We start from the raw sequence: 12,724 nt of genomic DNA, 5'->3' as shown, positions 1-12,724 counted from the left end.
TGGGGACTCGCTGTGACGTGATCAGGGTTTGTGGGCGATCAGGGAGATGACTTCGAAATGCGGCGGGCGCTTCTCGCGGGTCACGGTTTCCAGGCTGGAGACTTCCAGCCCGGCCTTTTCGACGAACTTGCGCAGTTCCTTGTCGGTGAAGCCGAGATTGACGTGGCCGTAGGCCTCCACCGCCGCCTTGTGCTCGTGCCGGGCCAGGCTGCACAGCATCAGCCGGCCGCCAGGACGCACGACCCGGGCGCATTCGGCCACGGCCTTGGCCGGCTGGCTGGCGTAGGTCAGCGCGTGCATCAGCACCACCAGATCAAAGCTGCCGTCCTCGAAAGGCAGTTTGTGCATGTCGCCTTCGAGCACTTCGACGTTGGCCAGCTTGCGCAGGCGCTCGCTGGCGGCGGCGACCACGCGGGCGCTGGTGTCGATGCAGACATAACGCTGCGCGTGCGGCGCCAGCAGTTCAGCCAGCACGCCGTCGCCGGAGGCGATATCGAGCACGTCACCGGTTTCCAACAGCGGCAGCGCGCTGCGCGCCAGCGCTTCCCAGGTGCGGCCAGGCGAGTAATGGCGCTCCATGTCGCCGGCCACGCTGTCGGCCCAGTTCTGGTCGGCGGCGCGCATGGCCAGCACCGCAGGCACCCGTTCCGCATCCTGGCGCAGCAATGGATCATCGCTGCCGGTGCTCAGGGCATGCCACAATGCGCGCTGCGCCGGATCCAGCGCGGCCTCGTCGAAGCGGTAATAGGCCGAGACCCCGGCGCGGCGGTCGCGCACCAGCCCGGCTTCCTTCAGGCGCGCCAGATGGGTCGAGACCCGCGGCTGCGCCAGTGTGGTGATGGCCGACAGCTCGGCCACGGTCAGTTCTTCCTGTTCCAGCAGCGTCAGCAGACGCACGCGCGTTGCATCGGCGAACACTTTCAGACGGGTCGACCAGTCTTCCAGATCCATAAATATCTACCTATCGCGATATAGAGATATTTTCTCCTTTCCGTGGGGGCAGGGTCAAGGCGAGGCATAGGCCGCAACCGGGCGCGATGGTTACAATTGCAACCTCGTGAGCCCTGGGAGGGGTGTAGTGGACTTCAGTTTTTCCGACGAACAATTGATGCTGCAGGATGTCGCGCGCCGCATCGCCAAAGAGAAGATCGCCCCCAGTGCGGAGCATTTCGATGCCACCGGCGAGTACCCGCTGGAGAACATCCGCCTGCTCGGCGAGAACGGCCTGATGGGCATCGAGGTGCCGGTCGAGTATGGCGGCTCGGGCATGGACCCGATCTCCAGCGTGCTGGCCATCGTGGAGGTGTCGGCCGCCGATGCCGCCCACGCCACCATCATGTCGGTCAACAACTCGCTGTTCTGCAATGCGGTGCTGGCCTACGGCACCGAGGCGCAGAAGCAGCTGTACGTGCGTGCCATTGCCGAAGGCCGGGAGATCGGTGCCTTCGCGTTGACCGAATCGCAGTCCGGCTCCGATGCCACGGCGATGCGCTGCCGCGCCGTGAAGCAGGCCGACGGCTCGTTCGTGATCAACGGCCAGAAGAGCTGGATCACCTCCGGCCCGGTGGCGCGCTACATCGTGCTGTTTGCGATGACCGATCCGGAACAGGGCGCCCGTGGCATCACCGCGTTCATGATCGACACCACCAAGCCGGGCTTCGGTCGCGGCAAGACCGAGCCGAAGCTGGGCGTGCGCGCCTCGGCAACCTGCGAGATCGAGTTCCAGGACTACGTGGCCACTGCCGACGAGGTGATCGGCCAGGAAGGCCAGGGGTTCAAGATCGCGATGAGCCTGCTGGACGGGGGTCGTATCGGCATCGCCTCGCAGGCCGTGGGCATCGCCCGTGCCGCCTACGAGGCCTCGCTGGCCTATGTGCAGGAGCGCAAATCCTTCGGTGCGCCGATCGGCACGTTCCAGATGGTCCAGGCCAAGATCGCCGACATGAAGTGCAAGCTGGATGCTGCGATGTTGCTGACGCTGCGCGCGGCGTGGGTCAAGTCGCAGGGCAAACGCTTCTCCACCGAGGCGGCGGTCGCCAAACTGACCGCGTCGGAGGCGGCGATGTGGATCGCCCACCAGGCGGTGCAGATCCACGGCGGCATGGGGTATTCCAAGGAAATGCCGCTGGAACGCTACTTCCGTGATGCCAAGATCACCGAGATCTACGAAGGCACCTCGGAAATCCAGCGGATGGTCATCGCCCGCAACGAGACCGGCCTGCGCTGAGTCCTGCGGCCTGCAGCGGAACAGAAAAAGCCCCGGCAATGCCGGGGCTTTTCATTGGTGGCTATGTCCGGGGGCACCGGTGGATGGCGCGCTTGGGCGCCATCCACGGCCCCGGGCTTACCGGTCTTCCTTGGCGGCACGCGCCTGGTGCTGGTCCAGATACGCCTTGGACTTCTCATCGAGCTTGTCGCCCAGGACGCGACGTACCGTCACGAAGAACAGTGGAATCAGCAGTACGCCGATGGCGGTGGCGAACAGCATGCCGCCGATCACGCCGGTACCCAACGAATGGCGTGCATTGGCGCCGGCGCCGGTGGAGATGGCCATCGGCAGCACGCCCAGGATGAAGGCGAACGAGGTCATCAGGATCGGGCGGAAGCGCAGGTGCGCCGCTTCGATGGTGGCCTCGCGCAGGGTCTTGCCCAGCGCCCGCTGCTCGACCGCGAACTCCACGATCAGGATCGCGTTCTTCGCCGCCAGACCGATCACCGTGACCATGCCGATCTTGAAGTACAGATCATTCGGCAGGCCGCGCATCAGCGAGAACACCACCGCGCCGAGGATGCCGATCGGCACCACCAGCAGCACCGAAACCGGGATCGACCAGCTCTCGTAGAGTGCGGCCAGGCACAGGAACACCACCACGATCGACAGCACCATCAGCAGCGTCGCGGCGTTGCCGGCCAGGATTTCCTGGTAGGACATGCCGCTCCAGTCAAAGCCGAAGCCTGCCGGGAGATCGTCGCGCACCAGGTTCTCCATCGTGGTCATGGCCTGGCCGGAGCTGGTTCCCGGGGCTGGCGAGCCGACGATATTGACCGCCGAATAGCCGTTGTAGCGGTTCAGCGCCGGCGGGGCGTAGATCCACTCGGACTTGACCACCGCACTGAGCGGGATCATCGCCGGCTGGCCGGTGGCGTCCTTGCTCAGCGAGCTGGGTACGAAGTAGCTGTTCAGCGATTCCGGACCGGTGCGGTAGGCCGCATCGGCCTGCATGTTGACCCGCTTGATGCGGCCGCCATAGAAGAAGTCGTTGACATACACCGGTGCCAGCATCATCTGGATGGCGGTGTAGACGTCGTTGACCGACACGCCCATGGTCTGGGCCTTGATGCGGTCCACCTTCAACTGCAGCTGCGGCGAGTTTTCCAGGGTGTTGGGGCGCACGCCCACCAGAGACTGGTTCTGCGAGGCGGCACCCAGCAGGGTGTTGCGGGCCTCCATCAGCGCATCCTGGCCGGCACCGGCACGGTCCTGCAGCCACATGTCGAAACCGCCGAACTGGCCCAGACCCTGCACGGTCGGCAGGTTGACGAAGAAGATCTGCGCATCCTTGATGCCGTAGGCCTTCCGGTTCATGGCCTGGATGAACTCCGGCGCGGTCTCTTTGCGCTCGCTCCAGTCCTTGAGGCGGATGAACGCCATGCCGACGTTCTCGCCCTGGCCCAGGAAGCTGAAGCCGGTGATCTGCATCATGCCTTCGAAGGCGTCTTCGTTCTGCATGGTGCCCAGCAGCTGTTCGAACACGGCGCTGGTGCGGGTCTTGGTCGCACCCGGCGGCAGCTGCACGATGGCCAGCGCGTAGCCCTGGTCTTCCTCGGGCAGGAAGCTGCCCGGCAGGCGGGTGAACAGGAAGCCACACAGCACCACCAGCAGGCCGAACACCATCATCCAGCGCGGCGCACGCTTGATGACGCCGCCGACCATGCCGACGTAGCGGTGCTCCAGCTTGCCGTAGTACTTGTTGAACGTGCGGTAGATCCAGTTCGGCTTGTCATTGTGGGTCGGCAGCAGGAACGCCGCACACAGGGCCGGGGTGAAGCTCAGGGCGAGCAGGGCGGAGAAGCCCATCGAGATGGCGATGGTGAGCGCGAACTGCTTGTAGATCTCGCCCGACGCGCCGGGCTGCATCGCGCTGGGGATGAACACGGCAGCCAGCACCACGGTGATCGCGACCACCGCACCGGTGATCTGGCTCATGGCCTTCTGCGTGGCCGCCTTGGGCGCCAGGCCCTCCTCGGTCATGATGCGTTCGACGTTTTCCACCACCACGATCGCATCATCGACCACGATACCGATCGCCAGAACCATCGCAAACAGGGTCAGCTGGTTGATGGTGAAGCCCACCATCAGCATGCCCATGAAGGTGCCAAGCAGGGCCACCGGAATGACCAGGGTCGGGATGATCGTCGCGCGGAAGTTCTGCAGGAAGATCAGCATCACCAGGAACACCAGCACGATGGCTTCGATCAGGGTGTGGACCACTTCCTTGATCGAGATCTTGACGAAGGTGGTGCTGTCGAACGGGGTGAACCAGCTCACGCCCGGCGGGAAGCTGGGCGCCAGCTCGTCCATCTTGGCGGTCACCGCTTCAGATACGTCCAGCGCATTGGCGCCGGGCAGCAGCTGGATGGCGAAAGCCGCGACGGGCTTGCCGTTGTACTTGGTGTCAAAGCCGTAGTTGGACGCACCAAAGGCCACCCGGGCGACGTCCTTGAGCTTGACCACGCTGCCGTCGACATTGGCCCGCAGGATGGTGTTCTCGAACTCTTCGGGCGAGGTGTAGCGGCCTTCGGCGGCTACCGTGGCGGTGAACGCCTGGCCGTTGGGGGCGGGGTCGCCGCCCACCGAGCCGGCTGCGAACTGCAGGTTTTGGGTACCGATGGCGTTGTAGACGTCGGTGGCCGACAGGTTGTAGCCCTGCAGCTTCTCCGGGTTGAGCCAGATGCGCATGGCGTACTCGGAGCCGAACTGCTGGGTGCTGCCGACGCCCGGGACGCGGGAGATCTGCTCCAGCACGCGGGCACCGACGATGTCGTTGAGCGCGTCGCGATCGACGCTGCCGTCATCGGAGCGCACGCCGATGGCCATCAGGAAGCCGGCGTTGGCCTTGGCGACGACCACGCCCTGCTTGGTCACTTCCGAGGGCAGGCGCGGGGTGGCCAGCGCCACCTTGTTCTGCACCTGCACCTGTGCGATGTCGGCGTCGGTGCCGCTGTCAAAGGTCAGGGTGATGGTCACCCGGCCGGACGAGGAGGACGACGAGTTGAAGTAGACCAGGTTGTCGATACCGGTCAGCTGCTGCTCGATGACCTGGGTGACCGATTTCTCGGCCGTGGAGGCGCTGGCGCCGGGGTAGGTGGCGGAAACGGTGACCTGGGGCGGCGCCACGCTGGGGTAGGACTCGATACCCAGATTCAGGATCGAGATCACACCGCCCAGCGAAATCAGAATGGCCACCACCCAGGCGAATACCGGGTGATCGATGAAAAATTTAGGCATGGCGGCGTCCCGTTAGTTCTTCTTTTCCGTCGCCGGTGCCGGCGCGCCGGTGGCCGGTGCGGCAGCAGCCTGCGGCTGCCACGGGGTCGCCTTGGCCGGGCTCCCCACCTTGACCTTCTGGATGCCCGACACGATGACCTGGTCGTCAGCCGCCAGTCCCGAAGAGATCAGCCAGTTGCCGCCCTGCTGGCTGTCCAGCACGACCGCCTTGCGCTCGACCTTGCCATCCTTGCCCACCACCAGCACGAAGCCGCCCTGGGTGTCGCGTTGCACGGCTTGCTGCGGGATCAGGAAGGCGTTGTTGCGCTCACCGAGATGGGCCTTGAAGCTGACGAACGAGCCCGGCAGCAGGATGTGGTCGGGGTTGGGCAGCTGCGCGCGCAGCGACACCGCGCCGGTGGCCGGATCGACCGTCGGCGAGGAGAAGTCCAGCGTACCCTCATGGGCATACAGGCTGCCGTCGGGCAGGTTGACCTGCACCGTGGTCTTGCCGTCGCCAGCCAGTGCCAGCGCGCCCTTGTCCTGGGCCGCGCGAAGCAGGCTCAGCTCATCGGCGGACATCGAGAAATTCACATACAGCGGATCGATCTGGTCGACGGTGGTCAGCAAGGTGGCTTCCCCCTGGCCGACCAGCGCACCCTCGGTCACCTGCTGTTTTCCGGCCAGGCCGGCGATGGGCGCAGTGACGCGGGCGTAGCCGAGGTTGATGCGAGCGCTCTGGACAGCGGCTTCAGCCTGCTGCACGGCGGCGGCGCCGCTGCGCTCGGCGGCTTCGGCATTGTCCAGATCCGACTTGGAGACGAACTTCTGCGGGGCCAGTGAGCGGGCCCGGTTGGCGGTGGCGCGGGCATTGGCGTAGTTGGCACGGGCCGAGGCCAGTGCACCTTCGGCCGAGGCCAGCGCGGCCTGCAACGGGGCCGGGTCGATCAGGAACAGGACTTGGCCTTCCTTGACGTTGCTGCCTTCCTCATAGACGCGCTTCTGCAGCACGCCGGCCACCCGGGCGCGGACGTCGGCCGAGCGGAAGGGCGACAGCCGGCCGACCAGCTCGCGCTGCAGCGGCAGGGTTTTCGGCTCGGCGGCGATGACGCCCACTTCGGGCGGTGGTGGAGCAGTCTGGGCCTGTTCTTTCTTGCAGGCCGCCAAAGAAAGCGCGGCGACGAAGGAGAGCGCAAGGGCGCGAAGCGGGGCGGTCATCGGGAGGAGCTCCGGGTGTTGTTTTTATTGGGAGGAACGGCCGCTTCGGCTGGCGCGGCGAACGCGCGGAGGAAGCTGTCGATCGCGAATTCAGCCCACTGGCGCCGTTGTCGGGCATGTTCGCGGTGGGGTACATGGAAGCGCTGTCGTTCGAACTCTTGGCCGCAGATCATGCTTATTAACAGTTCGGCCATGAAATGCGGGTCGTCATGGATCAGGCGGCCATCGGCAATCTCGGTTCGCATCCATTCAGCTACGTGATCCCGCAGGGCTTCGGCACTGCCCTGGTACATGAACCGCGCTTCTTCGCGGAATTCATGGGCGCTGGCGCCGATCACCTGCGAGGCTTGGCGGTTGCGTGGCTGGTTGCGGTGTTCCAGATAACCGAGGGCGAAATCCAGCAGGATTTGCCGCAGCGGTGTCTCACGGCAGGCCGAGAGCGCGGAGGTCGCGGTGGAGACATGCAGCTGCATCGCCTTGCGCAACAGGTCGCGCTTGCAGCCATAGCGGCTGTAGAGGGTCTGCTTGGAGCAGCCGGCCTGGGCTGCCACCGCGTCCATGCTCAGCCGCATGCCCTGGATGGCCAGCAGCTCGCGCACGGCGTCGAACACGCGCTGGTCGCGGGCGTCGGTGGTACGGGTGTTGGCGTCGGAGGTCTGCACAGGGTCTGGACTATACCGTCCAGTACAGAATTAATACAGGTTTTCCGCCGTCTAGAAACCGGAGGGGACGAGGCGGAGATGCAATGGGCAAGCGACCGTTTCCGACATCGGGAAAACGTGCGGGCAAGGGCTGCGCGATGAGCGGCAAACCATTGCGGGGCGTGTGTTACGCGGCTATTTCTATGCCGCCATGCAGCAAGGCTCTTTTGGTTGCCGGAGATACAATCGCCGATTCTCCAACGAGCACCACCCAAAAGCTCCGTTATGAAATCGCAAAACAGCGCTGCCAAGTCCACCCAACCGAAACGCAAGCCGGTAGCCAAAGAGACTGTCCTGCAGGCCGGCCTGTCACTAGAACCCGTTTTTTCAGCGTTGCGGAAGCGATACCCCGTTGCCGCGCAGAGCCAGGCGGTGGCGTTCGCGTCGGCGTTCTACAAGCGGATGGAGGCGGACGAGTTTTGTCTGCACTCGGCCGAGGAGTGGGCGGTGCTTGCCGCCGACATGTTCGAGTTCGTGCGCGTGCGCAAGCCGGGCAAGGCCAACGTGCGGGCGTTCAATCCGACACTGAAGGCCGATGGCTGGGAATCGCCGCATACGGTGCTGCAGATCGTCAACGACGACATGCCGTTCCTGGTCGATACCGTGTCGCTGGCACTGGCCGAGCAGGGCATCGGCGTGCATGTGCTGGGGCATCCGGTGATCGTGCTGGCCCGTGACAAGGCCGGAAAACTCTCCGGAGTGGGCGAGGGCGCGGCGGAGTCGGTGATGCTGCTGGAAATCGACCGGCAGCCCGCCGCCGGGCTGGAGGCGGTAGCCAAGCGCATCAGTGCGGTGCTCGAGGATGTGCGCGCGATCGTCAAGGACTGGAAGCCGATGCGTGACCAGGCGCTGGCACTGGCCGGGGATCTGGGCAAGCGCGCCTTGCCGGTCAGCAAGGCCTCGCGCCTTGAGGCGCAGGAGTTCCTGCGCTGGGCCGCCGACAACCACTTCACCTTCTTCGGCTACCGCGAGTACAAGGTCGAAAAGCAGGGCCGCGAAGAGGTGCTGGTCGCGCAGAAGGGGACCGGTCTGGGCCTGATGCGCGGCTCGGACGGGTCGGTCGCACGGCCGGTCAAGGGCCTGGCGGCACAGGGCCTGAACACCACCAGTGGCCTGACCGACGCCTTGATCCTGACCAAGACCAACGCCCGTTCGCGGATCCACCGCGGCGGCTATATGGACTACATCGGCGTCCTGGAGTTCGATGCCAAGGGCAGGATCATCGGCGAGCAGCGCTTCCTGGGTCTGTTCACTTCCAGCGCCTACAGCCGGCGCCCGTGGGAAATCCCGCTGGTGCGCCTGCGCTATGAGAACGTGATGCAGCGTGCGGGGCTGAGTGCCTCCAGCCACAGCGGCAAGGCGCTGCGCCACATCATCGAATCGCTGCCGCGCGAAGAGCTGTTCCAGTGCAGCGAAGACGAACTTTTCAACGTGGCGATGGGCGTGCTGGGTCTGCAGGAGCGCGTGCGCAGTCGCATGTTCCTGCGCCGCGACAAGTTCAGCCGTTTCATCTCCGCGCTGGTGTTCCTGCCGCGTGAACGGTTCAATACGGATGTGCGTCTGCGTATCGAGGCCATGTTGCGCGAAGCGCTGCAGGGCGAGTACGTCGACTCCCACGTGGTGCTGGGGGATTCTCCGCTGGCACAGGTACATCTCATCGTCCGGCCCAAGGCCGGTGGAAGTCTGGAGCCGGATACCGGCGATTTGGAGAAGCGTTTGGCTAATGTATTGCGCAACTGGCAGGACGATCTGCGTGAAGCACTGATCGCCCGTCACGGGGAAACCGAGGGGCTGCGCATCGCCTCGCGTATCGGCAAGGCACTGCCGGCGGGGTATATCGAAGATTCCAGTGCTGAAATCGCGGCGGCCGACGTGGCCCAGCTCGACGCACTGACCGGTCCTGACGATCTGCGCCTGAACCTGCACGCGCTGCGCCGTGATGGCGTGGACGGCCTGCGTCTGAAACTCTACCGCCAGCTCAAGGACATTCCGTTGTCCGACGTGCTGCCGATGATGGAAAACATGGGCCTGCGGGTCATGGCCGAGCGGCCGTATCGGCTGATGGTCGACAACGCGCCGGTCTACGTGCAGGACTTCGAGGTCGAATCACTGCTGGCCGGTATCGATGTGGCGGCGGCCAATCCCACCTTCTGTGAGGCGTTCGCCAAGGTATGGCATGGCGAGGCCGAAAACGACGGTTTCAACCGGCTGGTGCTGGGCGCCGGCCTGGACTGGCGCCAGGTGTCGATGCTGCGCGGCTATTGCAAGTACCTGCTGCAGATCGGCGTGCCGTTCTCGCAGGCCTATGTGGAAGGCACCTTCAACCGCTATCCACTGCTGGCACGGCTGATCGTGGAGCTGTTCGAAGCGCGCTTCGAACCGGCCCCGGCCACCGACAAGGCGGTGCTGGACGCACAGCTGGCCCAGCTCAAGGCGCTGGCCGGTGACAATGTTGCCACCCTCAAGCTGCTCGAGGACGTGGTCAAGGCACGCAAGGGCAAGCGCGATGCGCGCATGGCGGTTGTCCATGACGCGCTGATCAAGCTGCTCGATGGCGTCTCCAGCCTGGATGAGGACCGCATCCTGCGCAGCTTCATCGGCGTGATCGAAGCCACGCTGCGCACCAGCTATTTCATGCCGCGCAAGGACGGCGTGCGCGCCGACGGTGGCCCGGCCGACTACATCAGCTTCAAGTTCGACGCCGCCAAGGTGCCGGACCTGCCCAAGCCGCGCCCGTACCGCGAGATCTTCGTCTGCGGCCCGCGCGTGGAAGGCACCCATCTGCGCTTCGGCCCGGTGGCCCGTGGCGGCCTGCGCTGGTCGGACCGTCGCGAAGACTTCCGCACCGAAGTGCTGGGTCTGGTCAAGGCACAGATGGTGAAGAACACCGTGATCGTGCCGGTCGGCTCCAAGGGCGGCTTCTTCGCCAAGCAGCTCCCGGACCCGGCGGTCGATCGTGACGCCTGGTTCGCCGAAGGCGTGGCCTGCTACAAGCGCTTCATCAACGGCCTGCTCGATATCACCGACAACATCGTCGACGACAAGATCGTGCCGCCGGTGGGTGTGGTGCGGCACGACCAGGACGATCCGTATCTGGTGGTGGCGGCCGACAAGGGCACCGCGACGTTCTCCGACACCGCCAACGGCATCGCCCGTGCGCACGGGTTCTGGCTGGACGACGCCTTCGCTTCGGGTGGTTCGGTCGGTTACGACCACAAGGGCATGGGCATCACCGCGCGCGGTGCGTGGGAGTCGGTCAAGCGCCACTTCCGTGCGCTGGGCCGCGACTGCCAGAAGCAGGATTTCACCGTGGTCGGCATCGGCGACATGTCCGGCGACGTGTTCGGCAACGGCATGCTGCTGTCCGAGCACATCCGTCTGGTCTGCGCGTTCGACCATCGCCACATCTTCCTGGACCCGAACCCGGTGGCAGCCAGCTCGTTCAAGGAACGCGCGCGCATGTTCAAGGTGCCGCGTTCGAGCTGGGCGGACTATGACAGCAAGCTGATCAGCAAGGGCGGTGGCATCTACCCGCGTTCGCTCAAGTCGATCGAGATCACTCCGGAAGTGCGCGAAGCACTGGGTATCGACGACGGTATCAAGGCGATGACACCGACAGAGCTGATCAGCGCCGCGCTGCGGGCGCCGGTGGACCTGGTGTGGAATGGCGGCATCGGCACCTACGTCAAATCCGCAACCGAGACCCATGCCGATGTCGGCGACCGCGCCAACAACGGGCTGCGCGTCAACGGCGGCGAGCTGCGCTGCAAGATCGTGGGCGAGGGCGGCAACCTAGGCATGACCCAGCTCGGCCGCATCGAGGCCGCGCAGGCCGGCGTACTGCTCAACACCGACTTCATCGACAACTCGGCCGGTGTCGACACCTCCGACCACGAAGTCAACATCAAGATCCTGCTCAACGATGTGGTGCGCGCCGGGAAGCTCAGCGTCGACCAGCGCAACAAGCTGCTGGCGTCGATGACCGGCGAGGTGGCCGAGCTGGTGCTGATGGACAACTACCGTCAGAACCAGGCGCTGAGTGTGATGGAGCGCATGAGCACCACCCGTCTGGGCTCCAAGCAGCACTTCATCCGCACGCTGGAGAAACAGGGCCTGCTCGATCGCCAGATCGAGTTCCTGCCCTCCGATGCGGAGCTGTCCGCACGCAAGCTGCGCGGCCAGGGCCTGACCCGTCCGGAGCTGGCGATCCTGCTGTCGTACTCGAAGATGGTCGCGTTCCAGCAGCTGCTGGACTCGGACATCCCCGAAGATCCGTACCTGTCCAAGGAGCTGCTGCGCTATTTCCCGCAGCCGCTGCAGAAGAAGTACGCCGACGCCATGGAGCGTCACCGCCTGAAGCGCGAAATCATCGCCACGGCGGTGACCAACCAGACCATCAACCGCATGGGCGCGACGTTCCTGATGCGGATGCAGGAGGACACCGGCCGCAGCATCGCCGAGGTCGCCAAGGCCTACACCATCAGCCGCGAGACGCTCGATGCCCGCGCGTTGTGGGCGCAGATCGACGCGCTCGACGGCACGCTGCCTGAAGCGGTGCAGGTCGATGCGCTGGAAGTGATCTGGAAGCTGCAGCGCTCGTTTGTGCGCTGGCTGCTGTCGCGTCCGGGCACCATGCCGGGTATCACCGCGGCGGTGGAGCGCTACCAGGCCGCGTTCAACGATATCCGCGTCGCCTCGGGCGTGTTGCCCGACTCGCAGCGCCCGGCGTATGAGGCCAGCGTCCAGGAATGGAAGCGGAAGGGGCTGCCGGCGGCACTGGCGCAGCAGCTGTCGGAACTGCAGTTCCTGGAGCCGGCGTTCGACATCATCGAACTGGCACGCACCCGCAAGCTCAAGCCGGTGGAGGTGTCCAAGGTGCACTTCCGTCTGGGTGAAGCCCTGCAGATGCCGTGGCTGTTCGAGCAGATCGACGCGCTGGAGGTCAACGGCCGCTGGCATGCGGTGGCCCGTGGCGTGCTGCGCGACGAACTGGCCGCGCACCAGTGCAGCCTGGCCGGCCAGGTGCTGTCCATGCGCGGCAGTGGTGCCGAGTCCAAGGTTGCCGCGTGGCTCAAGCGCGATGATAGCGGCCTGCGCTTCACGCTGGGGATGCTGGCCGAACTGGCCGAGCAGAAGACGCTGGACTACCCGACCGTGTCGGTGGCGGTGCAGCGTCTGGGCCAGTTGGCCGCGCACGGGGCCTGAGGCCAGACGGGTGCCCCGGCCTCCCGGGGCACCCGTTTGCCGCGATAGAGGAAACGACAGCCCCGCCCTGGCGGGGCTGTCGTCTTTCCGGCCGCAAGGTATGCTCGGCACC

The 12,724-nt window shown here is 65.4% G+C and carries 6 protein-coding genes; 2 read left to right on the top strand and 4 right to left on the bottom strand.

Features of this window, described 5'->3' with window-relative positions; translation table 11 throughout:
* Positions 1 to 21: 21 nt before the first annotated feature.
* The gene (locus ACVOMC_RS12505) at positions 22 to 951 is read right to left on the bottom strand and encodes an ArsR/SmtB family transcription factor (RefSeq protein ID WP_057505827.1); all 930 of its coding nucleotides are present in this window, start codon (positions 949 to 951) and stop codon (positions 22 to 24) included.
* A gap of 127 nt (positions 952 to 1,078) precedes the next feature.
* Between ACVOMC_RS12505 and ACVOMC_RS12500 the strand changes: the two genes are divergently transcribed.
* Positions 1,079 to 2,227: an acyl-CoA dehydrogenase family protein gene (locus ACVOMC_RS12500; RefSeq protein WP_481524219.1), complete on the top strand. Its 1,149-nt coding sequence runs from the start codon at positions 1,079 to 1,081 to the stop codon at positions 2,225 to 2,227.
* Between the two features lie 117 nt (positions 2,228 to 2,344).
* On the opposite strand, the gene ACVOMC_RS12495 is transcribed toward ACVOMC_RS12500, so the two are convergent.
* From ACVOMC_RS12495 to ACVOMC_RS12485, 3 genes are read right to left on the bottom strand one after another with little or no spacing between them, the layout of a single operon-like run.
* On the bottom strand, positions 2,345 to 5,509 hold the full coding sequence (locus ACVOMC_RS12495) for a multidrug efflux RND transporter permease subunit (protein WP_054658488.1): 3,165 nt from the start codon (positions 5,507 to 5,509) through the stop codon (positions 2,345 to 2,347).
* Positions 5,510 to 5,521: 12 nt separating this feature from the next.
* Positions 5,522 to 6,706 carry an efflux RND transporter periplasmic adaptor subunit gene (locus tag ACVOMC_RS12490; RefSeq protein WP_481524218.1) on the bottom strand — a complete coding sequence of 395 codons (1,185 nt, stop codon included), beginning with the start codon at positions 6,704 to 6,706 and terminating at the stop codon, positions 5,522 to 5,524.
* Positions 6,703 to 7,278: a TetR/AcrR family transcriptional regulator C-terminal domain-containing protein gene (locus ACVOMC_RS12485; RefSeq protein ID WP_481524313.1), complete on the bottom strand. Its 576-nt coding sequence runs from the start codon at positions 7,276 to 7,278 to the stop codon at positions 6,703 to 6,705. Before ACVOMC_RS12485 ends, ACVOMC_RS12490 begins: the two co-directional genes overlap by 4 nt.
* Positions 7,279 to 7,632: 354 nt before the next feature.
* On the opposite strand from ACVOMC_RS12485, the gene ACVOMC_RS12480 reads away from it, so the two are divergent.
* On the top strand, positions 7,633 to 12,612 hold the full coding sequence (locus ACVOMC_RS12480) for an NAD-glutamate dehydrogenase (protein ID WP_481524217.1): 4,980 nt from the start codon (positions 7,633 to 7,635) through the stop codon (positions 12,610 to 12,612).
* The last annotated feature ends 112 nt before the right edge of the window (positions 12,613 to 12,724 follow it).

The organism is Stenotrophomonas sp. STEN014 (genome assembly GCF_056760315.1).
The sequence above is the reverse complement of the archived record's forward strand: the minus strand, read 5'-3'. Positions and strand labels throughout refer to the sequence as shown.